The organism is Tsuneonella litorea, from assembly GCF_025154015.1.
GTDB lineage: Bacteria > Pseudomonadota > Alphaproteobacteria > Sphingomonadales > Sphingomonadaceae > Tsuneonella > Tsuneonella litorea.
Genome location: NZ_JAOAMV010000002.1, coordinates 111,247 through 136,428, shown reverse-complemented (window position 1 = coordinate 136,428; position 25,182 = coordinate 111,247). Strand labels below are relative to the sequence as shown.

Genomic DNA, 25,182 nt, shown 5'->3' with positions numbered 1-25,182 from the left:
TCCTTCAGGCTTGTTCGAGAACGTAGAGGCCGGGCGCGGGATCCAGCGGTTCGAATCCTTTCCCTCCCAGCTTCTTGGGGGCTGCTATCTTGCTGCCTGAACGTTCCTGAACCCAGTGCATCCAGAACGGCCACCAGCTGCCCGCGGTTTCCTCTGCCTGCTTGAGCCATTCTTCGGCCGTCGGGGGAAGCGCGCCGCCCCCTTTTTGCACGTAATATTTCGCCTTCGGGTTGCCCGGCGGATTGAGGATCGCCTGCATGTGGCCCGACTGGCTGAGCACGTAGGTAACGTCCTTCGAGCCGAACAGCTGCGTCGACCGGTAGGTCGCCCGCCACGGCGTGATGTGGTCGGTCACCCCGCCGAGGATGAACAGGTCGGCATCGACCTTCGACAGGTCGAGCATATGATCGGCGATCTCGACCTCGCCCTTCCTGGTGAACGCGAGCGTTTCGAACAAGGTCAGAAAATCGCCCATGAGCGTCGCCGACAGGTTTGTCGCATCGGCGTTCCAGAACAACACGTCGAATGCCGGTGGATCATCGCCCAGCAGGTAGTTGTTGATCACGTAGTTCCAGATCAGGTCATTGGGTCGTAGCCAGGCAAACCCGCGGGAAAGATCGTCGCCCTTGATGATCCCCGCCTTCGCCGCGCGCTTCTTGGCAAGTTCAAGGCCGTTGTTGGTCATCAGCGAACCGGCCTCGATGTCCCCCTGCTGCGGGTGCAGCACGCAGACCATCAGGGTCAGGGTGCCGAGAAGGTCGCTGCCTTCGGAGGCAAGCTTGCTGGCGAGGACCGCTGCGGTCTGTCCGCCAGAACAACCCGCCGAAACGTTGACCTTCTTGCTGCCGGTGATCTTCGACACCGCCTCCATGGCTTCGTGACAGCTGGCGACGTAATCCGCCATGCCCCAGGTGCCCTGATCCTTGGTCGGGTTCTTCCAGCTGATGACGAAGGTCTGGATGCCGTTGTCGAGCTGGTATTTGACCACCGACTTCTCTGGAGAGAGGTCGTTGATGTACATCTTGTTGATCTGGGGCGGGATGGTGAGCTGGGGAACGTCGAAGACCTCGTCCGTCGTGGGAGCGTACTGGATCAACTCCATCATCTCGGTACGCAGCACCACCGAACCCTTGGTGGTCGCCACGTTCTCGCCGATTTTGAACGGGCGCTTGTCGACCTGGCTGACCATGCCCTTGTTGTGGACGATGTCGTTGTAGGCGTTCTTCAGACCCTTGACGAGCGACAGCCCGCCGCTGTCGACGAGGCGCTTCTGCGCGGTCGGATTGCCCCACAGCGTGTTGGTCGGGGCAAGCGCGTCGATGATGATCTGGCTGATGAAGTTGGCCCGGTCGCGCTCGATCGCGTCGAGCTCGAGATCGGCGAGCCAGTTCTTCATGCCCTTCTGGACCGCGAGATAATACTGCGCGCCCGCCCGCAGGAACGGATTGTACTGCCAGGCGGGGTCGCGAAACCGCTTGTCCTTGGGATCGGGGGCCAGATCACTCTGCCCGGTCATGATCTTGATCATGTCCTCGCCCATCGACTGGGCGTGGCGCATGGTGCGCTGCGGATCGCTCGCCGTTTCGCGCAGCAGCAGGGCGATCGCGCCCGCGAAATCCTCGCGCACGAGCCCGACCATCGGGCCGAGCGCCGTCGTGGACTGAGCGGCTTCCTCTTCTAATCGCGTGCCCATCGACGTTTCTCCCCCCGACGATGAATTCCGAGTTCACCGGGTCATGCACGGGGGGGCGGGCATTGGCAAGCGGGCCCTGCTCGCACGATCGAGGCGACGTTAAGCACCCGCCGGCCGTGGATCGGCGGCCTCGCGTTGTCTGCGCGGATGCCCGATTTAATACATTTTCAAAGCGGTTGCGGCACAAGGCAGTCATGCTGGAGCCGCAACCGGACGCCGAAAGGGCCGCCGAAGACCACGGGTCTATGCCCGGGCCTGTAGGCGCGAATGCTGGCACGCCGGTCCGCGTCGTCCGCACGCCTGTCCCGCGCCGGGGGGCGTCGCGCACGGACGCGACATTGGCCGAAACCGTCAACCCGGCTCAGGGCTCTCATATCCCGCGTTACTGGGGTCGGGTGTCGATCTTCATCGTCGCCGCCATGACCTTCTCGGCGGTGGCCGGGAGTTCCATTCCGCCTATCGCATCGGTTGCAGCCGCGCTCGGGGCGGTCGCCATCCTGTCCTATGCTTCCGATCTTTCCAGACTGGCGGAAAGCCTGCCGCGCCGGTCGTTGCGACAGTTGGGGGTGGTATTCTGCGCGACCGTACTGCCGATCCTGCTGACGGCTCTCGCGCTGTCCTACTGGATGGTTGACGGCGCGCTGGACTATCACTGGGGCGTCGCCTCACTCATTTCGCTCACCGCGGTATCGACGGCGCTGCTCGGCAACCGCATCGGCCTGATCTTTGCCGGTCATTCTGCCTGCTGGCTGGGTTATGCCCTGTTCGACCGCTCGGCCCATGCAATCGGTGCCACCTGCGCCGCCGCACTCGTCCTCGTTCTGATCGCGCGCTACCAGACCCGGATCAGCCAGCACGAACGGGAGCGCCAGCAGCTGCTCGTCCGCAGACAGCAACGTGCCGAGAACATCCTGCGCGAGTACGAGGATACCGGACAGGGATGGTTCTGGGAAACCGACCGGCGCGGCCAGCTGACCTATGTGTCTCCAAGCGTCGCGCGTGCGCTCGGTCGCGAGAGGGGAGAGCTCGACGGCCGGCCCTTCGTTGACCTGTTCGATCTCGACAACGACAACCGCGACGGCGAGCGGACCCTGCTGTTTCATCTGTCCGCCCGCTCGGCCTTCACGGATCTTGCGGTACGGGCCAATGCCGAGGAAGAGCGCTGGTGGTCGATCGCCGGCCGGCCGATTTTCGACGACTTCCACAACTTCTGCGGTTTCCGCGGATCGGGCACGGACCTTACCGAGAAGCGAAAGAGTGCCGAGCACGCCTCGCGGCTCGCGCACTTCGATTCACTCACTGGCCTCGCGAACCGCTTCCAGATGTCGCAAAGCCTCGAAAGAATCCTCGCCGCTCCGCTCGAGATGCATCGGGACTGCGCGGTGTTCCTGCTCGACCTCGATCGCTTCAAGCACGTCAACGACACGCTCGGTCACCCGGCGGGCGATGCCCTTCTCAAGCAGGTGGCCCAGCGGCTCGAGCGGGCGGTCGGCAAGATCGGGCGCGTCGGCAGGCTCGGCGGCGACGAGTTCGAGGTCATCGTCCCGGGGCGGGTGGACCGGCGTCAGATCGGGGCGCTGGCGCAGGAGATCATCTCCTCGCTGTCCCAGCCGTATTCGGTCGAGGGGCATCGCGTTATGATCGGCGCTTCGATCGGCATCGCGGTTTCGCCCGACGACGGGACGACCAGCGAGGCGCTGATCCGCAACGCCGACCTGGCGCTGTACGCGGCCAAGGACGGCGGGCGCGGAAGGCTGCATTTCTACGCACCCGACCTGCATTCGCGCGCGGAGGAACGAAGCCGTCTCGAGCAGGACCTGCGCGACGCGATCGCAGGCAACGCGCTCGAGCTCTATTACCAGCCCGTGGTCAGCACCGCGACCGAGAAGATCGCGGGTTTCGAGGCTCTCTTGCGCTGGAACCACCCTGTTACCGGATGGATGAGTCCTGCCAAGTTCATTCCGATAGCCGAAGAATCCGGCCTCATCGGCTTGATCGGCGAATGGGCGATTCGAACCGCGTGCGCGGATCTCGCCCGTTGGCCGACCGACGTTCGGTGCGCGGTCAACGTTTCGCCGCTCCAGTTCGCGAACCCGGAACTTCCGACCATCGTCAGCAAAGCCTTGGAATCCGCTGGGGTCGACCCGGCCAGGCTGGAACTGGAAATTACCGAAAGCGTGTTCCTGAACAGCGACGAAGACACCGACGCCATGTTCGCCGCGCTCAAGAATGTCGGCGTGCGGCTGGCTCTCGACGACTTCGGGACCGGCTACAGTTCGCTCGGCTACTTGCAGAAGGCGCCGTTCGACAAGATCAAGATCGACCAGAGCTTCGTCCGCGGGGCGACCGAGGAGGGCAGCCGAAACGGTGCAATCATCGCGGCTATCACCAGCCTGGCACAGGCGCTCGGCATGGATACCACGGCCGAAGGCGTCGAGACCCTCGACGAACTCGACATGGTACGGATGTTCGGCTGCAGCCACATTCAGGGCTACATCTACGAGCGGCCTCTGGACGCGGCGACCGCCACCGACCGGCTGCGTACCGGTCTAACCGCAGTCGCCCAGGGGCCGCGGTCTGCCCGCGCCGCCCGCCATTCCGTGCTTCGCAAGGTCGTTCTGGAGCACCAGGGCCAGTACTACAATGGCACCATCCGCAACCTGTCGCAGACGGGCGCCCTGATCGAAGGGCTCTGGAACGTGCCGGTGGGCACGATCTTCCGGGTTGCCTTGAGCGATTCAGCCTCGGTCACGGCAACCGCGCGGTGGTCGACCGAGGACCGGATCGGGGTGGAATTCGCAACCCGGCTGGAACGGAATGCGTCGGGAATGTTCGTGGCACTGGCGAGTGAAAGCCCGTCGGCGCACCGACCCCAAATGCGCAGGACAGCCTGATCTCGGTTAACCGATGTTTTAGGCAATCCTTGTAACCCGGAAGACTGACAGCGAAGGAAAGCTGACGCAGCGCATGGCATTCAACGGGATTTTTGCACGCAAGGTGGGCGACCGCCCCGACCGTTCGCAGGCTGCGGGCGCGTCGGATGCCGCCAGCCGCCTGGCGCTGCTCGAACAGATCGAAGAGGCCGGCCTTGGATGGTTCTGGGCAAGCGATGCTTCGGGCGCGTTGAACTACCTGTCTCCGAGTGCTGCTCAGCAGATCGGCCGCTCCACCGACGATATCATGGGAACGCCGCTTTCGGCGCTGTTCCTTCCCCAACGAGACGAGGACGACAGTCGCGCCGAGCGGCCGCTTGCCTTTCAACTGCGCGCCAAGAATTCGATCTTCGAACTTCCCGTTCGCCTGGCGGTCGAGGATCGCGAGGTCTGGTGGTCGATCAACGCGAAGCCGCAGTACGACGAGGACGGAGAATTCCTCGGCTACCGTGGCAGCGCCAAGGATATCACCGCGACCCGCGAGAGCCAGCGCGACGCTTCGCGGCTTGCGCAATATGATTCGCTGACCGGGCTTGCCAACCGGCATCGCATGACCAAGCGCCTGACGGCCACGCTTACCGCCTACAAGGCGGCCAAGCGCAGCTGCGCGCTGATGATGCTCGACCTCGATCGCTTCAAGGCTGTCAACGACACACTCGGACACCCTGCGGGGGACGAGCTCCTCAAGCAGGTCTCCCAGCGAATCGAACGGATCGTGGGCGGGCGCGGAGAAATCGGAAGGCTCGGCGGCGACGAGTTCCAGATCATGCTGCCCGATATCGACGATCGGGGACGGCTGGGCGAGATCGCGAACAGCGTCATCCAGATGGTTTCGCAGCCCTATTCGCTCGACGGCAGCCGCGCGATCATCGGGACATCGGTGGGGATTGCCATTGCCCCGTACGACGGGATCGACGCCGACGAGCTGGTCAGCAGCGCCGACCTCGCCCTCTATGCTGCCAAGGGCGGCGGCCGGGGCCAGTACCGGTTCTTCTCGAGCGAACTCAAGGACGGGGCACGGCTGCGCCGCCAGATCGAGGAAGACCTGCGCGATGCGATCCAGACCGATCAGCTCGAGCTCAACTATCAGCCGATCGTACGCACCTCAGACCACAACGTTACTTGCCTCGAAGCCCTCGTTCGGTGGAACCACCCCGAGCGCGGGTGGATCAGCCCTGCCGAATTCGTGCCCGTCGCCGAGGAAACCAACCTGATCAATTCGCTGGGCGAATGGGTCATGCGCCGGGCCTGCGAGGAGGCGACTGCCTGGCCCGAAACGTTGCGGGTAGCCGTCAACGTTTCCGCGATACAGTTTTCCGGCACCGACGTGCCCAAGGTGGTCAAGGCGGCGCTGGACAAGACGGGATTAAATCCCGCCAGACTCGAGCTGGAAATCACCGAGAGCGTGTTCCTGGGTGATCCGCAGGGCACCGGGGCCATGCTCAAGGCGCTCAAGAAGATGGGCGTACGCCTCGCACTCGACGATTTCGGGACCGGCTACTCCTCGCTCGGCTACCTGAGCAGCGCGCCGCTCGACAAGATCAAGATCGACCGCAGCTTCGTATCCGGCCTCAACGAAGAGGATAACAACAACGCCGCGATCATCACGGCGATCGTCAGTCTGGCGCGCGCGCTGAAGATGGAAACCGTCGCGGAAGGGGTCGAGGCGATGGACGAACTGGCGACCGTCACGCAGCTCGGCGCGAGCCACATCCAGGGCTATATCTTCTCCAAGGCGCTCTCGCAGCAGGCCTTGCTCGAGCGGTTGGAGCAGGGCGGCCTGAAGTTCGACCCTGAAGGCCCCGCCAAGCATCGCGCCGACCGGCGATCGACTTATCGCAAGGTTGGTGTGATCCACGAGGACCATCGATACGAAGTGGTCATGCGCAATCTCTCGAAATCGGGCGCCGGGATCGAGGGACTCCTCGACGTGCCACTCGGCACCTCCCTCGTCCTCGACCTAGGGGGCGGGCAGCTGGTCGTGGCGGAGGTGGTGCGCAGCGAGGGATATTCGCAAGGGCTCGAGTTTGAGCAGAAGCTCATCAGCGACGGCGCCGACGGGTTGTGCACCCGCCACCGGATAAGCCCCTACGCGCTGGCGGCCGCCGGAATGCCGCTCGCGGCCCTGCCGCCGGGATCGTACCTGCCGCCCGTCAGGCCCGAAGTGGCCTCCTCGAAGCCCCACTTCCTTCAGGTTGATCTGGCGAATACTCACAAGGCTGCATAATCGGTCTGCTGACAGGATGCGTCCACGCGGCTAAGGGCGGCGCAAATGACCGACCTTCAGCATATCCGCAATTTCAGCATCATCGCGCACATCGACCACGGGAAGAGCACGCTAGCCGACCGGCTGATCCAGGCCACCGGCGGGCTGACCGACCGCGAGATGAGCGAGCAAGTCCTTGATAACATGGACATCGAGCGTGAGCGCGGAATCACCATCAAGGCCCAGACGGTTCGGCTGAACTATACCGCGCGAAACGGCGAGACCTATGAGCTCAACCTCATGGACACGCCCGGCCACGTCGATTTCGCCTACGAGGTCAGCCGTAGCCTGGCCGCGTGCGAGGGCGCTCTCCTCGTCGTTGACGCCGCGCAAGGGGTCGAAGCGCAGACGCTCGCGAACGTCTACCAGTCGATCGAGCATGACCACGAGATTGTCCCCGTGATCAACAAGATCGACCTGCCCGCCGCCGAGCCGGAAAAAGTCCGGCACGAGATCGAGGACATCATCGGCATCGACGCCAGCGAGGCCGTCTTGACCTCGGCGAAATCCGGCATCGGCATCGAGGACACGCTCGAGGCGATCGTGGCCAAGATTCCGCCCCCCAAGGGCGACCGTTCGGCCCCGCTCAAGGCCATGCTCGTGGACTCATGGTACGACCCCTACCTCGGCGTGGTCATCCTTGTCCGCGTGATCGACGGGGTCATCAAGAAGGGGCTGCAGGTCAAGTTTATGCAAGGCGGCACCGATCACCTGATCGATCGCGTGGGCGCATTCACCCCCAAGCGTGTCGACCTGCCCGAGATCGGTCCGGGCGAGATCGGCTTCATCACCGCGCAGATCAAGGAAGTCGAACAGGCGCGCGTCGGCGACACGATCACCACCGTGAAGGGCGGGGCGACCCAGGCGCTGCCCGGGTACAAGGAAGTGCAGCCGGTGGTGTTCTGCGGCCTGTTTCCGGTCGACGCGGCAGACTTCGAGAAGCTGCGCGAGAGCATCGCCAAGCTTCGCCTGAACGATGCGAGCTTCTCCTACGAGATGGAGAGCAGCGCCGCGCTCGGTTTTGGCTTCCGCGCCGGCTTCCTCGGCCTCCTCCACCTGGAAATCATCCAGGAACGCCTCAGCCGCGAATACGACCTCGACCTGATCACCACCGCGCCGAGCGTCGTCTACCGCATCCAGCTTCGCGCATCGAAGACCGAGGACGCGCGCGAGATCCTGCTCCACAACCCCGCCGACTATCCCGACCCGAGCCGGATCGAGAGCATCGAGGAACCGTGGATCAAGGCGACGATCTACACCCCCGACGAGTACTTGGGGTCAATCCTCAAGCTGTGCCAGGACCGGCGCGGCATCCAGCGCGAGCTGACGTATGTGGGCGGCCGCGCGCAGGTGACCTACGAGCTTCCGCTGAATGAAGTGGTGTTCGATTTCTACGATCGGCTGAAGTCCATCAGCCGCGGCTATGCCAGCTTCGACTACGAGCAGATCGGCCTGCGCGAAGGCGATCTCGTGAAGATGAACATCCTCGTCAACAACGAGCCGGTCGACGCGCTGTCGCTGATCGTGCACCGCAGCGTCGCCGAGGCGCGCGGTCGCGGGATGTGCGAACGGCTGAAGGATCTCATCCCCCGCCACCTGTTCAAGATCCCCATCCAGGCCGCGATCGGCGGCAAGGTGATCGCCCGCGAAACCATCGCCGCGCTGCGCAAGGACGTGACCGCCAAGTGCTATGGCGGCGACATCACGCGCAAGAAGAAGCTGCTGGAGAAGCAAAAGAAGGGCAAGGCGCGGATGCGCGAGTACGGCAACGTGAGCATCCCGCAGGAAGCATTCATCGCGGCGCTGCGGATGGGGGAAGAGTAGGCCCGATTGCCCGTCAGCGCACGGGAACGAGCCGGTTACCAAGTTTCGAGAACGCAATTTCGATTTCGACCGGCGCCCCGTCGACTCCCCTTGCCAGCAAGGCGCCCGCCCCCTCCGCGCGGTGGACCCGCACCAGGCGTCCGCCCGCCTCGCCCACGAGTTTCAGGTTCGCCGGATCGACCGGCGCGACGCTTGGGTCAGGACCGAGCAGCTGGGCGAGCATAGCGCCATCGTCCGCCGCACGTTGATCCGCATTGCCCGATGCCGGGTACGCCCGGGCGAAATCCGCGTTCCGGATGCGCATCATCTCTTCAAACGCTGCGTAGTGTCCTCCGACGAGTGCTTCGCGCAACTGGTCGAGAACCCCCGCTGCTTCACCCCGCGCCCGTTCGGGTTCTACAGGATCGGCATCGAGCCAGGCCGGACGCGAAACGGTCACCGGGGCGGTGAAGCTGATTTCGATCCGGTGGGGCAGGGTGATGGGGGACGAAGGCTCCCATTGCCGGTGTTCGATTTCCTCCGTCGTGATTTCGTACCGGTCAGCGAGTTCGCGAATCGTGTCGCGTTCGAGGGTCGCTTCCACGAAGAATTCTTCGGGATTCCCGTCAATTTGGCGGGTCCCCGCGTCAAACGGTATTCCGGCCGTGGCGACGTGGATCTCGATCCGGTTTTCGCCGGGCATGACATCATGCTGTAGGGCGAGCGACTGGGCGACGATGTCACCCGGTTCCTTGCCTCCCACTTCGATTCCGTTGAGCATGACCCGGGCGGCGATTGCCCTGCCGAACCGGACATCCAGACCGAACGCTTCCATTGGGTTATCCTTCGCGGGGTTTTTCACCCCAGTGGTAATAATCTTCCCACACCTTTCCGCCCTTGACGAGGCCGATCGGTTCGATCTGGTGGCGGCGAATGGTGCGCCCCGTGCAGATGACCTCGCCGACGAGACGGATGGCGTCGAGCCGCTTTCCGCCCTGCGTATCGCTTTCCTTCCCGATGACGAGCGAGCTTCGCAGGTAAAACGCTTCTCCGCCTCCAACGGCGCCATCGAAAGTGAGATTGGCCTCGCCCTCGACTGCGAAGCGGCTTGTCACCGAATAGCCGAACGCCCGGCCATTGGCCTTAGCCCCGGCTTCAGCCGACAATTTTCCGCTAGCGTCGAACTTGTAAGGCTTCAGCGCCACGCTACCGTTCGGGTTCGTCCACGCCAGGGTGTTGTTCCCGGAAATCTTGCTCTCGAATTTCAGCTCCAGATAGGCGCCGATCTCGATCGAGACCGGGGCGTACCACGGATCGACCGCAAAGCCGAAGAAGCCCGTGACGTTGCCGTTTATCGGTTCGACGGTACCCGTGACCCTGCAATAACGTTCGACGTAATAGATACGATTGTCTTCTGCCCAGGCCGAAGGCCAGCGATTGCCCCAGGACAGGGCAAGCTTGCCGACGAGCAGTTCGTATCCGACCGAGAAGCTCCACCCGATCTTCACCGACTTGAAGACGGCCTGGACCTTGTCGGCGACGTCCTTGACCGCGAGTATCGCTTCAATTGTGTCGTCGATCTTCTTGATCGTCGAGCCGGCATTGAAGGTACTCTCGATGCCGCCGATCTTTCGCTTGACGGTAACCTTGCGGGCGTCCCAGTCCTTGCTTGACTTCTTGCCAGTCTTCTTGCCGTTCCAGCTTTGCTTGATCGTCGATACCGATTTGGAATCGGTCAACAGCAGGTGTGGCTCCAGAGTGGTATTCGTCTGGGTGACGCGCGTCCTCTGCGATCCGCTCGGGGTTTCCATCGCTTCGGTCTTGGTTGTCGAAGCCGAGTTCCCGGTGCGTTTCATGACGGTCGTCGTGCGGGTTACCGAGCGGCTGCTGTCGCCGTCCTTCTCCCCGGTCATGCCCGTCGATTCCTTGGAATATTCGACTTTTGCCGGTGCGCCGATCTCGATCGTGTTCTCTTCGTAGGGAAGCACGACCAGGCGCGCCGACAGCGAGGTGATGGGCTTCTGCGGGATGGGCAGGTTTCCGCAGGATCTGGCCCAGACCGGATATTCGCGGATCCGCTCGCGGCTGTGCGGGCACAGCCACCCGAATGCGGATCCGCCGATCATCGATTCCCGCGGGGCGAAATAGGTTGCCTTGACCGGCGCACCGCCATCCGATTGCACAAGCATGTAGTTGCTGGTTTGCAGTTCGACGTGTGGGTGGGCCGGCGCAAAGCTCGTATGCGACACCGAGTTCTGCGCCGTCGCCGTGACCTCGAGTGGGCGGCAGTCAGAGCTGACGAAACTGCGCCCTGCCTGCTCCGTCTCGTCCCGCACGTCGCTCAAGGCCTCGATTACCAGATCGTATGAGGACAAGAGGCCGCGATATGCGCTGGCCACGTTGGGGGCGACGCCCTCTACCCGGCGGTTTCGGTCAATCGTGATGGTGGCGGTCTTGTCCTGGGCGGTCAGCGCCAGGCGCAACATCTTGATGTCGCAGTATTCCAGGGGCTTTGCCTTGTTCCCGCCCGCGCCCCCGCTGGACGCGGCGGAACCCGATTTATCGGGACACGGGGCGATCGTTCCTCCCGCCGGCTTCGATCCCAGGCCCGCATCCATCGCAAGCAGCGACACCGAGTTGAGGGGGCGATATGCGGGCCCGGTCATGCGCCTTCCCGCGCCTTGGTGACCGCCTCGTCGAACGCAAGCAGTTTGGCCTCGGGTTCCCATTGGACATCGGCAAGAACCGCGCCGAGTTCGCCGCTGGTAATCAGTCTTTCCCAGTCGGGCCCCGCCGTTACGCAAAGGTGAGCGAAGACGGCGAAATCGCGCTCCGTTCGCATCCCGGATCTTTGCGCGCGATGAATGAACTGGTCGAGCTGCCGCTCCCTCGAGGGCGCGGATGCCGCGGTCCATTGGGGGTGCTGGCCCGCGAGCCACGCGTCGATCCGGGGTGCCAGTGATCTGAAGGCGCTTGCCTCGAATGCCTGAAGCGAGTTTTCGGAAACACACAGCATTGCGTCGCATTCCCCCTCCCGGGGAAAATGCATTGCCGCGCAGCGGGGGTCAATGCCGAGATCAGCGGGACCTTGATCCCGTGATCCGATGGAACCGGGTCAAGCCGCTTGGTCGATCATCGAGGGCCTCGCGTCTTAGCCCCCCATGCCGACCTTTGCCGCATTCATCGTCGATGACAGGCTGTTGCCGGCGTTCGCCAGGGCGACCGTCATTGCGATGCCGATCAGCGCGACGATAAGGCCATATTCGATTGCCGTCGCGCCGGTCTCGTCCCGGAGGATGGGGCGGATCAGGCGGTGCGTCAGGTTCATCGGTCTCGCGTCCTCGATCAGCTGGTGACTTCGAGGTATCCCGATGCGGTTTCCCAGGCGTTGCGAAGCGTCCTTAACAGTCGTTCACCGCGCTTTGGCGTAGGCGGTTTCGACGGTCTGGAACTGCTTCTCGGTGGCTTGGCCGAGCATCATGAACGCGGCAATGCTCGCCACCGAAACCAACGCGGCGATGACCGAATATTCGATTGCCGATGTTCCGCTCGTGTCTTCCAGGATGCAGCGGATCATGTCGGTTTCTCCGGAGAAGGGCTTGGGGTCAGTCCTGCCGGGCTAGGCGGCGGGACCGCGGCGAACAACGCCTTTGGCGGGCCCGTGCCGAGACAGGACGGCGCGGGGCGTGAATATGAATCGGGGGCTGGCGGAGCGTGCGCCCGGGAGCGGCGGGCGATGGCGAAGCCGGCTGCAGACGCCCTGCGTACAAGCGCCCAACTTCACTTTGCGTTCACGCAGCGCCCGGTTATAGGCCCGGCTCATGCAGACCCGCACATCCGCTTCGTTCCGGCCGAACGCCCGGCGCCTGTTCGCCGCCATCGTTCTTGGCGCTTCGCTCACAGTCTCGGCCTGTGCCGGCAAGGGGAACGTGCGGGACACGGCCTACGTCGCCCGCGACGTGGAATCGCTTTACGCCGCGGCAAAGGGCCGGCTCGACCGCGGCCAGCCCAAGGTCGCCGCGGCGCTGTTCGACGAGGTCGAGCGGCAACATCCCTATTCGCCCTGGGCTCGCCGCGCGCAGCTGATGAGCGCATTCAGCTACTACGTCGCTGCCGACTACAACAAGGCGATTGAAAGCGCCCAGCGCTTCCTGTCGATCCACCCGGGCAACAAGGACGCGCCCTACGCCTACTACCTGATCGCGATCAGCTATTACGAGCAGATCAGCGACATAACGCGCGACCAGAAGGTGACCGAGCAGACGCGCACCGCGCTGCAGGAGCTGATCCGTCGGTATCCGGCGACCGAATATGCCAGCGACGCCAAGCTGAAGCTCGACCTCGTCGAAGACCACCTCGCGGGCAAGGAGATGGAGATCGGCCGCTGGTACGAGCGCAGCGGCAACTGGCTTGCGGCCCAGATCCGCTTCCAGAACGTGGTCGAGAACTTCCAGACCACCAGTCACGCCCCCGAAGCGCTCTACCGCCTCGTCGAAACCAGCCTCGCCCTGGGCGTGCCCAAGGAGGCCGTAAAGAACGCCGCCGTGCTCGGCGCGAACTATCCGGGCAGCGAATGGTACCAGAAAGCCTATGAGCTGGTGCAGCGGCGAGCGCCGGGCGTCACGGCCGGTTGACCACTCGATTCTTTCCGCCGCAAGTCGCCGCGTGCCGATTTATTTCGCGCTCTGTAGTAACCGCGCGGAAACCCTGACGGGAAAGAATTGAAAGGCGCGCGCGATGCCCGTTCGGCGCAAGGCGTGACACTTGGAACAGTGCATAGCGTTCGATGCGGCTTGCCCATCCCGGGCCCTATGCAACGCGATTTCGCGGGCGCATCATACTGGATGCATTCACTATTTTGCGCGAGCGCAGCCGGCCACCGAGCGGCCTGAGTGCAGCGATCTGATCCGCTGCGACAGGTAAAGATCGGGACTCGAAACCTTACCGCGTTAACCATTGCCCGGCGCGGAATTTGCGCGACCGGGCCTGGGACCAGGCGTTAACCCGCAATCAGGGTTACGATTTCTTTTCGATTTGCTCCGATAGCGATCTTCCTGGCTGCAAGGAAAAGGAGGCGGCGTGCCGCCTGATCGCGTACTTGAAGGTGAAGACCATGGCGTGACGGGCGGCGATGGGGCTACGCGCGCGGGGATTTTCGCGCGCGTGCGCGGCTGGTTCTCCCGAAAGGGCAAGAAGGCCCGCCGGCCCGAAAGCGCGCGGCGCAGAATTGCCTTTTGGGCGATAGCAATCGGGCTGGTTTCCGGGACGCTCGACGTTCCGATGCCATTGGAAGATATTTTTCGCCTGGGCCGTGATACCGTGCGCCTGCGTCCCGCGGACGGACAGACGGTACTCGTCATGATCGACGACCGTTCGCTCGACGAACTGGGGACCCGCGATCCGCTGCGCGGGGACGATGCGCGGCTCGTCGATGGGTTGTTCGCGCACGGGGCAATGCGCGTCGTGTTCGACCGATCCTATTCGGACATCTCGTCGAGCGAAGAAGATGCCAAGCTCCTCGCGTCTCTCAAACGCCACGAGGGTCGGGTGTTCATCGGTTCGACCCCCGTGATCAAGAGTGGTTTTGGTGGCACCGCGCAACTGCTTACCCACCCACGCTTCCGGGGACGCGCGCCGATGGTTTCGATGTACGGGAAGCAGCGCGTCTTCGGTCTTTCCTGGGGCCTTCCGACAAGCTCGGAAATCCTCGGCAAGCGGGTGCCTTCGATCTCGGCGGAGCTGGCCGGGGTCGATGACATGAGCGACACGATCTACCGGCCCGACCTCTCGATCGATTTCAAGACGATTCCCATGCTGAGTTATGTGGACGTGCTGAAAGGACGAGTGCCTGCATCGACGTTCGCCGGCAAGGACGTGATCATCGCCCCGGCAAACCGGACATCGCCAGACCTGTACGTGATCCCCTGGCGCGGCATGGTGGCGGGCGCGCAGATCCATGCCCTGGGTGCCCAGACGCTGCGCGAACGTGTGCCGGTGGACCTTGGGTGGCTTCCGCCGTTCCTGCTGGTGGCGCTGTTCATTCTGTACCAGGCGCGCCGGCGCATGCCTTCGCGCCGCTCGGCACTGGCATTGGGTTCGGTCATACTCGCAGCCCAGGCGCTGCTCGAGTTGGCGTCGATCCACATGGCGGTGATGAGCGCGCTGCTGTGCCTGGCGATAGGAGCGGTGCGCCTGCGCAGCCTCGCCAACTCCACCTATCGGGGCGAAACCGGGCTGGTGCGGATCGAGCACTTGCATTCATCCGAAATCGCCCCCGAATGCGATGTCATTGCGCTGAAGATCCGCAACTTTGCGACCATCAGCGCGTGCCTCTCTCCGAAGGAAATCGACGAACTGCTGGTCAAGGCCGAGGACATGCTGCGGTCGGCAGAGGGCGGATCGCAATTCGCCTTTCACAAGGACACCCTGGTCTGGCTGCGCGACCGCATTCACGAAAGCGACCGCGGCGGACACCTGCGCGGATTGCATGCGGTGTTCCGGACCAGCATCACGGTTGGCTCGCAGGCGCCGGACATGGCGACCTCGATTGGACTCGACACCAATTACCTTATGACGCTCCGCGAGCGCACGGAAAACGCGATCCAGTGCGCGGAGGATGCGGCGCATCATGGATCGGTGTTCGTCATCAGCGACTCGGACATCGGCGAGGATCGCACGTGGAAACTGCATTTCTTCTCCGAATTGGAGAAAGCGATCCGCAACCGGGACATCAAGGTTGCCTTCCAACCGAAGATTTCGCTCAGGACCGGCAAGATCGTCGGCGCCGAGGCTCTCGTGCGCTGGACGCATCCACTGCGGGGCCCGATCGAGCCGTCCGAGATTGTCGCCTATGCAGAAGAGCACAACCGGATCGAGATGATTACCCGGTTCGTACTCGACAACGCGCTGCACGAGGCTTGCCGGGCGATCGAGGTCGAGCCTGGATTTGCGGTCGCGGTCAACATCTCGGCGCTGGACCTGCGCGACCCGGGATTCGCCTCGGACGTGGCAATGATGCTCGCCAAGCATAGCTTTCCCGCCGGCCAGCTCGTGCTCGAGATCACCGAAACCGCGCCGATCGAGAACGATCGGGTAGCGGGCGAAATACTCGCCGAGCTCAAGCGACTGGGAGTCAGGTTGTCGGTCGACGATTTCGGCACCGGGCACGCATCGCTGCACTATTTGCGGCAGATCCCGAGTGACGAGGTAAAGATCGACCGGAGCTTCGTGGCCAACATGGCCCATTCGCAAGAAGATCGCACGCTCGTGAAGACCGCGATCGACATGATCCATTCGCTGAGGCGGTATGCCGTCGCGGAAGGGGTGGAAGACGATGCGGTGGCGCGGATGCTCACCGAACTGGGATGCGACGCCGCCCAGGGCTTTTACTTTTCGAGGGCCGTGGGAATGGACCGGTTGCTTGAACAACTAGAGGCCAAGTCCCGAGCAGCTTAAATCTTGCATTAACCATACGATCTGTTAACCATGCCTGTTAGCACATTGGGTTGCTACAGGAGTTGGTCATGTCGATTTTCGTTGCTTCGATTTGGGAGTGGGTCGAGTGGTTCCTCGGCGGCCGTTGATCCCCTAACACAAGTTACGGAAAGCCCCGGCACCGCCGGGGTTTTTTGTATCTGCGCCAAATTCGCCAGCGACCCGGCCCGCCAAGGCGCCGGCCCGCAATTTGTAACTATCCGCCGACATTGGATAAATTGAGCGCCTCGACATGGGGAACGAAGCGTTGGCCCGCCTCGTTGCGCGGGGCAACCGGAGTGCTCGAACTCCCCTGGTGCGCTCATTCTCACGACGCCCAAAAAGTTGTTAACCTTTCCAAAGGTTAACGGCGGCGCAGGTCGGAGAGCCCGATCGCCGCGCGCGGGAATCAGTTGCGAATCACAGTTAAGAAGAGGCTGCGAATCGGGTCCCTCCGATCCGACCGCTTTGTGGTTTCAGGCCGCCTTCTTGCGTTTCTCGTTTCTGGCTACGACCCCGCTCAGCCCCTTGGTCAGCTGAAACAGGCCGTTCAGCCGGCTTTGCGGGTCGCTCCAGGCACGCGCAAGCACGAGCTTCATGTCGGGGCGCAGCTTCGCGTCCGGCCCGACCCGTTCCGCCCACGCGATCAAGCCGGCCGGATCGGGGAAGTCGTCGTTGTGGAATGTGACGAGCGTGCCCCGTGCGCCGACATCGATCTTGGCGATGTTCGCTCGAATGGCCTGGTGCTTGATCTCGATCAGCTTGACGAGGTTGGCGGTCGCGGGGGGCAGGGGACCGAACCGGTCGATCATTTCGGCCGCCAGCGCTTCGATCTCGCCCTGGTCCTTCGCATCGTTGAGGCGGCGATAGAGGCCCATGCGCACCGCCAGGTCGGGGACGTATTCCTCGGGGATCATGATCGGCGCGTCGACGGTGATCTGCGGGCTAGGCCCGGCCTCGCGTTCGAGTCCCGCGTCACCGGCCTTGGCTGCGAGGATCGCGTCCTCGAGCATCGACTGGTATAGCTCGAAGCCGACCTCGCGGATGTGGCCCGACTGCTCGTCTCCGAGCAGGTTTCCCGCGCCGCGGATGTCGAGATCGTGGCTCGCCAGTTGGAAACCGGCGCCGAGGCTGTCGAGGTCGCCGAGGACCTTGAGGCGCTTTTCGGCAACCTCGCTCAGCACCGTGTCGGCGGGCGTCGTCAGGTAGGCGTAGGCGCGCAGCTTGGACCGCCCGACGCGGCCGCGCAGCTGGTAGAGCTGGGCGAGGCCGAAGCGGTCGGCGCGGTGGATCACGATCGTGTTCGCGCTCGGGATATCGAGCCCGCTCTCGACGATCGTGGTCGACAGCAGCACCTCGTACTTGCCCTCGTAGAACGCGCTCATCCGTTCCTCGACCTCGGTTGGCGACATCTGGCCGTGCGCGCTGATCGCCTTCACTTCGGGAACGTGCTTGTGCAGCCATTCCTCGACTTCCGGCATATCGGCGATGCGGGGGACGACGATGAAGCTCTGCCCGCCGCGGTGGTGCTCGCGCAGCAGCGCCTCGCGCATGACCATGTCGTCCCACTCCATGACATAGGTCCGCACCGCGAGGCGGTCGACCGGCGGGGTCTGGATGGTCGACAGTTCGCGCAGGCCACTCATCGCCATCTGCAGCGTGCGGGGGATCGGCGTCGCGGTGAGGGTGAGGACATGAACATCGGCCCGCAGCTGCTTCAGTTTCTCCTTGTGCGTCACGCCGAACCGCTGCTCCTCGTCAACGATGACGAGGCCGAGGTTCTTGAACTCGGTCGATTTCGACAGGATCGCGTGCGTGCCGATGACGATATCGACGTCGCCGCTCCTCAGACCGTCGCGGGTCTGCGCCGCTTCCTTCGATCCGACGAGTCGGCTCAGCCGCCCGATCTTGAGCGGAAAACCGGAAAAGCGGGCCGCAAAGTTCTCGTAATGCTGGCGGGCGAGCAGGGTGGTGGGGGCGACGACCGCCACCTGCCGCCCGCTCATCGCGGTGGCAAAGGCGGCGCGCAGCGCGACCTCGGTCTTGCCGAAGCCCACGTCCCCGCAGACGAGGCGGTCCATCGGCTTGCCGCTGGCGAGGTCTTCGAGCACCTCATCGATCGCGCGGTCCTGGTCGTCGGTTTCTTCCCACGGGAAGCGGTCGACAAACTGGTTGTAGCTTGCCTCCTCGGTTTCGACCACCGCGGCCTTGCGCAGCGAGCGCGCGGCGGCGGTGCGGAGCAGCTCGTGCGCGATTTCGCGGATGCGCTCCTTGAGGCGGCTGCGGCGCTTTTGCCAGGCTTCGCCGCCGAGCCGGTCGAGGCCGACCATCTCCTCGCTCGAACCGTAACGGCTGAGGACTTCCAGGTTCTCGACCGGCACGTAAAGTTTGTCGCCCCCGTGATACTCAAGCATCACGCAGTCGTGCTGCGACTTGCCGACGGGGATCGCCTCCAGGCCGAGGTACTTGCCGATGCCGTGGTCGACGTGGACGACGAGGTCGCCCGCATTGAGCGCCTGCAATTCGGCAAGGAAGGCATCGGCGCTCTTGCGGCGCTTCTTGCGGCGCACGAGCCGGTCGCCGAGCACGTCGGCCTCGGTGATGAGGTCGATCTGGTCGTTCGCGAACCCTGCCTCGAGCGGCAGGACGAGCGCGACCGGCCTGCCTTTTGCAGACGCCCCGAGCGCTTCCTGCCAGCTCTCCGCCAGCTCGATTGGCGCGCCCGCCTCGGTGACGATCGAGGCGATGCGCGCCCGGCTGCCCTTGGAATAGGTCGCCAGCATCGGCCGCTTGCCGGCCTTTCCTGCCGCCTTCAGGTGCTCGGCCGCGGCGGCATAGACATTGTCGCCGCGCGCGCGCTCGGGAGCGAAATCGCGGCCCGACTGGAAGCCGAAATCGACCACCGTGGCGCTCTCCGGCTCGGCGAAGATCGACGCGCGATGGACCGGGAAGCCAGCGAGCGCCCCCTCGAATTCGCCCCTGGCAAGGTAGAGTGCGTCCTCGGGCAGGGGGCGGTAGCTGCCGTCCTCCCGCTGGCGGTGGTAGTCAGCGATGTCGGTAAGCCGCTCGTCGGCGGCGCCTAGGGCACCGTTGTCCATGACCACCACGTCATCCTTGCCGAGGTGGTCGAACAACGTCGCCAGCCGGTCCTCGAACAACGGCAGCCAGTGTTCCATCCCGGCGAGGCGACGGCCGTCGCTGATCGCCTGGTAAAGCGGGTCCTGCGTGGCGTTCGCACCGAACCGCTCGCGGTATCGGCCGCGGAAACGCTTGATCGTGTCCTCGTCGAGCAGCGCCTCGCTCGCGGGGATCAGCAGGTGCCGCTCGATCACCCCGGTCGTCATCTGGGTATTCGGATCGAACAGGCGGAGCGATTCGAGCTCGTCGCCGAAGAAGTCGAGCCGCAGCCCCTGCTCAAGCCCGCTCGGAAACAGGTCGAAGATCGAGCCGCGCACGGCGAATTCGCCGTGGTCGATGACGGTATCGGTACGCGAATAGCCCTGTCGCTGGAGCAGCGCGATCAGGTCGTCCCGGGCGATCTCCATCCCCGGTTTCAACTCGCGCACCGCTTCGCGCACGCGGAAGGGGGTGAGCACACGCTGAAGCAGGGCGTTGACCGTGGTGACGAGCAGTTGCGGTCCCTGTCTGCCTGCCTGCAGCCGGTGCAGTGCGGCAAGCCTGCGCGCACTGACCGCGAGTGCGGGCGAAGCGCGGTCGTAAGGCAGGCAGTCCCAGGCCGGGAACTCGATCACCTCGATCTCGGGGGCGAAATAGCGGGCGGCCTCGGCCACTCCGCTCATCGCGGCATCGTCGGGCGTGACGAGCACCGCTCGGCCCGACTTGCCCTTGTGGCCCGCCGCCCGGGCAAGGTCTGCCATCACCAGCGGCTGCGCGCCGCGCGGCACCGCTGCGAGCGTCAGCGGGGTGTCGGCAGCCAGGATTTTCTGAAGGTCAGGCATTAAAGGTCCTGTCTAGCGGGCACGCGCAGCAACCCGCCCGAGGGGTTCGAGCGAGGGGTTTCGAGGGTTGTCAGATAGGATGAACGCCCGGCAGGGCAACCCGTTTCCGCAAACGGTCAGGGCATCTCCACGTAGTCGAGCCGCTGCATCGCGGTCATCTGCTCGCCAGCGAAGGCCGGGGGCACCGGCTGGGTACCGAGCGCCCATGCCATCACGTCGACGTCATCCTGCTCGATCAGCGCTTCGAACCACGCCAGCGCGGCATCGTCCCAACCGGCATGATAGCGATCGAAGAATCCTCCGATCATGAAGTCGGCTTCGCGCGTGCCGCGGTGCCAGGCACGGAACCTGGCACGCGCGATGCGAGGGGGGAGAGCGGCATTCATGCCGCCCCCGCTACCGGACCGCCGCGGCGGGCGCAATCGCGTCCCTAGTGCGCGGCTTCGGGTTGCACTTCCGACATTTCGGCCGGGGGGAGCCCCTCGCTTTCGGCCTGCTTGGAGAGCTCCGCCTTGCGTCGCAGCATCGGTTCCAGCAGGGCCTTCAGGTCGACGTCGGTATCCCGGCACTTGGCGAACATGCCTTCGTGCGGCTTTTCTTCTTCCTCGATGTGATGCTCGATCTGTTCCGAGAGGACCTTGACCTTGGCTTCGAAAACGGAATCGTTCGCCTGCACGCCGTCCATGATGTCGTTGATCAGCAACTTGGCGCCGTCATGCTCGACAACCGCTTCGTCGAGCATGTCGTCTTCCAGCACCCCGCGAAACGCCGGGTAGAAAATCTCTTCCTCGATCAGGGAATGGATCTTGAGCTCGTTGCAGATCTTCTCGGCAAGACGCCGCTTCTCGTCACCGTCATCGGTATCCTCGAACTGATCGAACAGGTCCTTGACCTCGTCGTGATCGGCACGAAGAAGCATGATTGCATCGGTAAAGTTCTGGTCGGCCATGCCGGTTCTCCGCCTGTCATTCAGTCGTACACTCAAGCTGCGAAACGGCATTCGGGTTCCCGGGCAAACTTTCGTCAATTCACGCGGAGTGCGGCGCCGGCGAGGACCGGCGCCGCTTCGTTCGATCCCGGGTCAGACCCCAATCCCCGTCAGGGGTGGGTATGGGAAAAATACCGCATCGAACTGGTAACGAGCTTGTCATTTTCCTCGCCGAGCTTCTTGGCGGCTTCTTCCGAACCGGCGATCTTGGCCAGTGACTTATTGAACGCATCGCGTTCAGGTGAAGCGTGCGTGTCGAGCGCAGCCAGCCCGCGCGGCATCGGTCGCAGAAGCATCAGGTCCCAGGGGCCATCCATCATCCAGTGCACCTCTGTCTTCGGAAGGCCCGCGGCTGCGGCCGCCGGGGCATAGTACTTTTCCATCATCTCGCTCCAGCGCCCGCCGGCATCCGGCGCGAGCTTCAGGAGGATGACCGCGTACGTCGTCCGCGCCTGTTCCGGCTCGCTCTGCGCCATGACAGGAGTGGATATGGTTGCCAGCGCGCAAGCGGCAGCGAGTGCGAGTGTCGTGAAGTGTCGGGTCATCATGCCCCCCGTCTTGGAAAGCGTCCCGCTAACTTTGGTTAACACGTTCGATCCAAACAGCAAATGGCATAAAGCGTTCTCGCTGCTTCGCAGGGCTGCCAAATGATCCTAGTAACGCGCCATGCGCCCCGACGTGCTCAACCCCCTGTTTGCCGAAGCCGAGACGCTGGAGGGGGTCGGGCCGAAGATCGCGAAGCCGCTGGAGAAACTCGGCCTCACACGCGTGCGCGACGTCGCCTATCACCTGCCCGATCGCTTCGTGACCCGCCGACCGGTCGAGAATCTCGACGCGGCAAGCGTGGGCGAGCAGGTGGTCGTGCCGCTGACCGTCACCGAACATCGCGCGAGCCGGAGCGCGCGTGGGCCATACTCCGTGATGGCGATCGATGCCCTCGGCAATCACGTGTCGCTCACCTATTTCGGGCGAGCGAGCTATACTGCAAAAAAGCAGCTGCCGGTGGGAGCGAAGCGATGGGTCGCAGGGCGGCTCGATCAGTACGGCCAGATGCTGCAGATCGTCCATCCCGACCACCTGAGCGAGGACAGCGCGGACTTGCTCGGGACCCTCAACGAGCCGGTCTATTCGCTATCGGATGGATTGACCCAACCCAAGATCGCCGGCCTGGTCGCCCAGGCTCTCGAGCGCCTGCCGGAGCTGCCTGAGTGGATCGAGCCGGGCCAGTTCGCCAAGATGCAATGGCCCGCCTGGGCCGATGCCCTGAGGCTTGCGCACAAGGGCGAGCACGCAGCGGCGCGCGACCGGCTCGCCTACGACGAGCTGCTCGCCAATAGCCTTGCACTGATGCTCGTGCGGGCCGACAACCGCCGCCGCCGCGGGCAGGCGCTGGGTGGGGACGGATCCTTGCGCGGCAGGCTCGACCTGCCGTTCCCGCTCACCGGGGCGCAGAAGCGGAGCATCGGCGAAATCGAACGCGACCTCGCGCAGGACAGGCCCATGCTGCGTCTGCTGCAGGGCGACGTGGGCAGCGGCAAGACCGTGGTCGCGCTCGAAGCCATGCTGATCGCCGTCGAGGGCGGGGCGCAGGCAGCATTGCTTGCCCCGACCGAGATACTGGCCCGCCAGCACTACGACACGCTGCGGCGGATGCTGGGTCCGACCGGTGTCGAAATCGCGCTGCTGACGGGGCGCGACAAGGGCCGCGCGCGCGAATCGATCCTGATGGGACTTCACGACGGCTCGATCCCGATCGTCGTGGGAACCCACGCCATCTTCCAGGATGCCGTTACCTATCGAAATCTCGGCCTCGTCGTGATCGACGAGCAGCACCGCTTCGGCGTCTCGCAGCGGCTGATGCTCGCCAGCAAGGGCAAGGTCGCGCCGCACACGCTGGCGATGACCGCGACCCCGATTCCCCGTTCGCTCACCCTTGCGCAGTACGGCGAGATGGACGTCAGCCGGCTCGACGAGATGCCCCCGGGCCGGCAGGCGATCGACACGGTGGTGGTCAGCGCCGATCGGACCGGGGAAATCGTCGAGCGGCTCGCCCGCCAGCTCGATGGCGGAGCGCAGGCCTACTGGGTCTGCCCGATGGTCCGCGAACTCGAGAGCGAGGACATCGCGGCGGCCGAAGCACGCTACGCGGCGCTTAAGAACAGGTTCGGCGACCAGGTCGTGCTGGTCCACGGGCAGCTGAAGCCCGAGATCAAGGACGCCGCGATGGAACGCTTCGCGAGCGGTACGGCGAAGTTGCTGGTTGCGACGACGGTGATCGAGGTCGGGGTCGACGTGCCCAACGCCACCCTGATGGTGATCGAGCAGGCGGAGCGTTTCGGGCTCGCCCAGCTGCACCAGCTGCGCGGCAGGGTGGGGCGGGGCGCGAAGAAATCGGTCTGCGTCCTGTTACGCGGCGAAACCCTCAGCGAAACCGGCAAGGAACGCCTGGCGCTGATGCGCGAGACGCAGGACGGGTTCCGGCTTGCGGAGGAAGACCTGCGGCTGCGCGGCGGGGGCGAATTGCTCGGCACGCGGCAGTCGGGCGATACGCCGTTCAGGGTCGCCGACCTCGACCAGATCCAGCGCCTGCTTCCGATCGCGCATGAGGATGCGCGTCTGCTGATGGAACGCGACGGCGGCCTTACCGGGGAACGCGGCGCGGCTGCACGGGTGCTGCTCTATTTGTTCGAGCGCGACTGGGGCGTGCAGCTGCTGCGCGGGGGCTGATTCGGGAACTCGCCTGGGCCTGCACGCCTTTAACCAACGGAGGCAGGCCATCTTTTCATCAGATCCGATTCTCGATTCCCTGATCAGCGGCGCGGTGCTCGCGTCCGCCGCGCTGGCGTGGGTTGTCCTGCTGGTGCGCGTGGTCGGATTGAGGTCGTTCTCGAAGATGACCAGCTTCGATTTCGTCATGACCATCGCGATGGGATCGATGGTCGCCAGCGCATCCCAATCACAGGAGTGGCCCAAGTTTCTCCAGACGATAGCCGCGATGGCGGCATTGTTCGTGGTGCAGTTCGCGGCTGCCAGGTTGCGCCGGGCGTCAGAGACCGCCGCGCGGGTGATACAGAACGAACCCGTGGTCCTGGTCCGCGACGGGGTTATCCTCGATAAGGCGCTGAAGGAAACGAGGGTGAGCCGCGATGACCTGTTCGCCAAGCTGCGCGAAGCGAACGTCTCCTCGCTCGACGACGTTCGCGCGGTCGTCCTCGAAACGACGGGCGACGTGTCGGTTCTTCATGGCGAGAGCATGGACAAAAGGCTGCTCCACGGCGTTCAGTCCGCACACGACGGTGAGGGAGCCTAGAATCCGCGCGGATTGCGGATCGGATGCCGGTCGGCGGGGTTCGCTTCAATAGGCGAATTCAAGGACCCCGTGCGAAACCAGTTTGCCCGTCCCCGCAAACGCGACCTGGCAATCTACGTAGGCACTCGTCGTGCCGAAACGCCGCACTGTTGCGGTGATCATCAGGTCGTCGCCCGCGGCGGGCCGGAGGAAATGGGTGTGCTGGTAGGCCGTGCCGCGAGCAAACCTATGTCCGGTGGCCACCGCCATGCTTGCCGCGGTGTCGATCGCCGCCATGATCGCCTGCCCGCAGATCGAGCCGGAGAAAAACGCAAGCTTCTCGTTGTACGGCAGCCTCATCGAAACGAAGCCTTCGCGCACGACGAAATCTGTCAGGCCCATGTCCTTGATCCACGGCGCAAACACCCAGTCGAAAGCGGCATCGGCGCTCTCCTGGCTCACCGGAAACAAGCCCTGCGGCACCTCTACCATGGCTCTCCCTCCCCACTTCCAATATCCGGGACTATCCGGAATGGGGAGGGCGATGGCAAGCGACCGCCGGGTTGCGGCGCTTGCGTCAGATCGGGACGATCCAGATGAATGGTCGGGGAGAGAGGATTCGAACCTCCGGCCCCTGCCTCCCGAAGACAGTGCTCTACCAGGCTGAGCTACTCCCCGACCGGCGCCAACCGGAACGGGTCCGGGGCGAGGCAGAGGCGGCCCTATAGGGAGGGGATCGCGGGGTGGCAAGCGGCCATTTCGCGCGCTAGGGACGATC

17 protein-coding genes and 1 tRNA gene are annotated in these 25,182 nt (G+C 64.2%); 7 read left to right on the top strand and 11 right to left on the bottom strand.

What is annotated here, in order from left to right:
• Positions 1-4: 4 nt before the first annotated feature.
• The gene (locus N0B51_RS04090; protein ID WP_259960952.1) at positions 5-1,693 is read right to left on the bottom strand and encodes a PHA/PHB synthase family protein; all 1,689 of its coding nucleotides are present in this window, start codon (positions 1,691-1,693) and stop codon (positions 5-7) included.
• A gap of 338 nt (positions 1,694-2,031) precedes the next feature.
• On the opposite strand from N0B51_RS04090, the gene N0B51_RS04085 reads away from it, so the two are divergent.
• The 3 genes from N0B51_RS04085 to lepA all read left to right on the top strand — a co-directional run bounded on the left by N0B51_RS04085 (position 2,032) and on the right by lepA (position 8,716).
• The gene (locus N0B51_RS04085; RefSeq protein WP_259960951.1) at positions 2,032-4,587 is read left to right on the top strand and encodes an EAL domain-containing protein; all 2,556 of its coding nucleotides are present in this window, start codon (positions 2,032-2,034) and stop codon (positions 4,585-4,587) included.
• A 73-nt stretch (positions 4,588-4,660) separates the two neighbouring features.
• Complete coding sequence (locus N0B51_RS04080; protein WP_259960950.1) at positions 4,661-6,853, top strand: EAL domain-containing protein; 2,193 nt, start codon at positions 4,661-4,663, stop codon at positions 6,851-6,853.
• A gap of 45 nt (positions 6,854-6,898) precedes the next feature.
• The gene (gene lepA / locus N0B51_RS04075) at positions 6,899-8,716 is read left to right on the top strand and encodes a translation elongation factor 4 (protein WP_259960949.1); all 1,818 of its coding nucleotides are present in this window, start codon (positions 6,899-6,901) and stop codon (positions 8,714-8,716) included.
• A gap of 13 nt (positions 8,717-8,729) precedes the next feature.
• Here the strand turns inward: lepA and N0B51_RS04070 are convergent, their stop codons facing one another.
• The 4 genes from N0B51_RS04070 to N0B51_RS04055 form a co-directional block, all read right to left on the bottom strand.
• Positions 8,730-9,530: a hypothetical protein gene (locus N0B51_RS04070; protein WP_259960948.1), complete on the bottom strand. Its 801-nt coding sequence runs from the start codon at positions 9,528-9,530 to the stop codon at positions 8,730-8,732.
• 4 nt (positions 9,531-9,534) lie between these two features.
• On the bottom strand, positions 9,535-11,610 hold the full coding sequence (locus N0B51_RS04065) for a hypothetical protein (RefSeq protein WP_259960947.1): 2,076 nt from the start codon (positions 11,608-11,610) through the stop codon (positions 9,535-9,537).
• 236 nt (positions 11,611-11,846) lie between these two features.
• Positions 11,847-12,023, bottom strand: coding sequence for a Flp family type IVb pilin (locus N0B51_RS04060; protein WP_259960946.1), 177 nt, complete (start codon positions 12,021-12,023; stop codon positions 11,847-11,849).
• Between the two features lie 84 nt (positions 12,024-12,107).
• Positions 12,108-12,272, bottom strand: coding sequence for a Flp family type IVb pilin (locus tag N0B51_RS04055; RefSeq protein ID WP_259960945.1), 165 nt, complete (start codon positions 12,270-12,272; stop codon positions 12,108-12,110).
• 244 nt (positions 12,273-12,516) lie between these two features.
• Between N0B51_RS04055 and N0B51_RS04050 the strand changes: the two genes are divergently transcribed.
• Both N0B51_RS04050 and N0B51_RS04045 read left to right on the top strand, forming a co-directional pair.
• Positions 12,517-13,329, top strand: a complete 813-nt coding sequence (locus N0B51_RS04050; RefSeq protein ID WP_259960944.1) for an outer membrane protein assembly factor BamD — start codon at positions 12,517-12,519, stop codon at positions 13,327-13,329.
• Positions 13,330-13,774: 445 nt separating this feature from the next.
• The gene (locus tag N0B51_RS04045; protein WP_259960943.1) at positions 13,775-16,150 is read left to right on the top strand and encodes an EAL domain-containing protein; all 2,376 of its coding nucleotides are present in this window, start codon (positions 13,775-13,777) and stop codon (positions 16,148-16,150) included.
• Between the two features lie 494 nt (positions 16,151-16,644).
• Here the strand turns inward: N0B51_RS04045 and mfd are convergent, their stop codons facing one another.
• The 4 genes from mfd to N0B51_RS04025 form a co-directional block, all read right to left on the bottom strand.
• Positions 16,645-20,127, bottom strand: coding sequence for a transcription-repair coupling factor (gene mfd / locus N0B51_RS04040; protein ID WP_259960942.1), 3,483 nt, complete (start codon positions 20,125-20,127; stop codon positions 16,645-16,647).
• A 116-nt stretch (positions 20,128-20,243) separates the two neighbouring features.
• Positions 20,244-20,513 carry an FAD assembly factor SdhE gene (locus tag N0B51_RS04035; protein ID WP_259960941.1) on the bottom strand — a complete coding sequence of 90 codons (270 nt, stop codon included), beginning with the start codon at positions 20,511-20,513 and terminating at the stop codon, positions 20,244-20,246.
• Positions 20,514-20,557: 44 nt separating this feature from the next.
• Positions 20,558-21,076, bottom strand: a complete 519-nt coding sequence (locus N0B51_RS04030; RefSeq protein ID WP_259960940.1) for a hemerythrin domain-containing protein — start codon at positions 21,074-21,076, stop codon at positions 20,558-20,560.
• A 149-nt stretch (positions 21,077-21,225) separates the two neighbouring features.
• Positions 21,226-21,663, bottom strand: a complete 438-nt coding sequence (locus N0B51_RS04025; protein ID WP_259960938.1) for a hypothetical protein — start codon at positions 21,661-21,663, stop codon at positions 21,226-21,228.
• Positions 21,664-21,781: 118 nt separating this feature from the next.
• Here N0B51_RS04025 and recG point away from each other — a divergent pair, with 118 nt between their 5' ends.
• Complete coding sequence (gene recG, locus N0B51_RS04020) at positions 21,782-23,842, top strand: ATP-dependent DNA helicase RecG (protein ID WP_259960937.1); 2,061 nt, start codon at positions 21,782-21,784, stop codon at positions 23,840-23,842.
• Positions 23,843-23,936: 94 nt separating this feature from the next.
• Positions 23,937-24,425, top strand: coding sequence for a DUF421 domain-containing protein (locus tag N0B51_RS04015; protein ID WP_259960936.1), 489 nt, complete (start codon positions 23,937-23,939; stop codon positions 24,423-24,425).
• 45 nt (positions 24,426-24,470) lie between these two features.
• On the opposite strand, the gene N0B51_RS04010 is transcribed toward N0B51_RS04015, so the two are convergent.
• Both N0B51_RS04010 and N0B51_RS04005 read right to left on the bottom strand, forming a co-directional pair.
• Positions 24,471-24,896 carry a PaaI family thioesterase gene (locus N0B51_RS04010; protein ID WP_259960935.1) on the bottom strand — a complete coding sequence of 142 codons (426 nt, stop codon included), beginning with the start codon at positions 24,894-24,896 and terminating at the stop codon, positions 24,471-24,473.
• 109 nt (positions 24,897-25,005) lie between these two features.
• A tRNA-Pro gene (locus tag N0B51_RS04005) sits at positions 25,006-25,082 on the bottom strand.
• Between the last annotated feature and the right edge of the window lie 100 nt (positions 25,083-25,182).

Excerpts from the sequence above, each read along its gene's own strand:
- N0B51_RS04090 (WP_259960952.1), bottom strand. The coding sequence starts at position 1,693 with ATGGGCACGCGATTAGAAGAGGAAGCCGCTCAGTCCACGACGGCGCTC.
- N0B51_RS04080 (WP_259960950.1), top strand. The coding sequence starts at position 4,661 with ATGGCATTCAACGGGATTTTTGCACGCAAGGTGGGCGACCGCCCCGAC.
- lepA (WP_259960949.1), top strand. The coding sequence starts at position 6,899 with ATGACCGACCTTCAGCATATCCGCAATTTCAGCATCATCGCGCACATC.
- N0B51_RS04070 (WP_259960948.1), bottom strand. The coding sequence starts at position 9,530 with ATGGAAGCGTTCGGTCTGGATGTCCGGTTCGGCAGGGCAATCGCCGCC.
- N0B51_RS04065 (WP_259960947.1), bottom strand. The coding sequence starts at position 11,610 with ATGGACCGCGGCATCCGCGCCCTCGAGGGAGCGGCAGCTCGACCAGTT.
- N0B51_RS04060 (WP_259960946.1), bottom strand. The coding sequence starts at position 12,023 with ATGAACCTGACGCACCGCCTGATCCGCCCCATCCTCCGGGACGAGACC.
- N0B51_RS04055 (WP_259960945.1), bottom strand. The coding sequence starts at position 12,272 with ATGATCCGCTGCATCCTGGAAGACACGAGCGGAACATCGGCAATCGAA.
- N0B51_RS04050 (WP_259960944.1), top strand. The coding sequence starts at position 12,517 with ATGCAGACCCGCACATCCGCTTCGTTCCGGCCGAACGCCCGGCGCCTG.
- mfd (WP_259960942.1), bottom strand. The coding sequence starts at position 20,127 with ATGCCTGACCTTCAGAAAATCCTGGCTGCCGACACCCCGCTGACGCTC.
- N0B51_RS04035 (WP_259960941.1), bottom strand. The coding sequence starts at position 20,513 with ATGAATGCCGCTCTCCCCCCTCGCATCGCGCGTGCCAGGTTCCGTGCC.
- N0B51_RS04030 (WP_259960940.1), bottom strand. The coding sequence starts at position 21,076 with ATGGCCGACCAGAACTTTACCGATGCAATCATGCTTCTTCGTGCCGAT.
- N0B51_RS04025 (WP_259960938.1), bottom strand. The coding sequence starts at position 21,663 with ATGATGACCCGACACTTCACGACACTCGCACTCGCTGCCGCTTGCGCG.
- recG (WP_259960937.1), top strand. The coding sequence starts at position 21,782 with ATGCGCCCCGACGTGCTCAACCCCCTGTTTGCCGAAGCCGAGACGCTG.
- N0B51_RS04010 (WP_259960935.1), bottom strand. The coding sequence starts at position 24,896 with ATGGTAGAGGTGCCGCAGGGCTTGTTTCCGGTGAGCCAGGAGAGCGCC.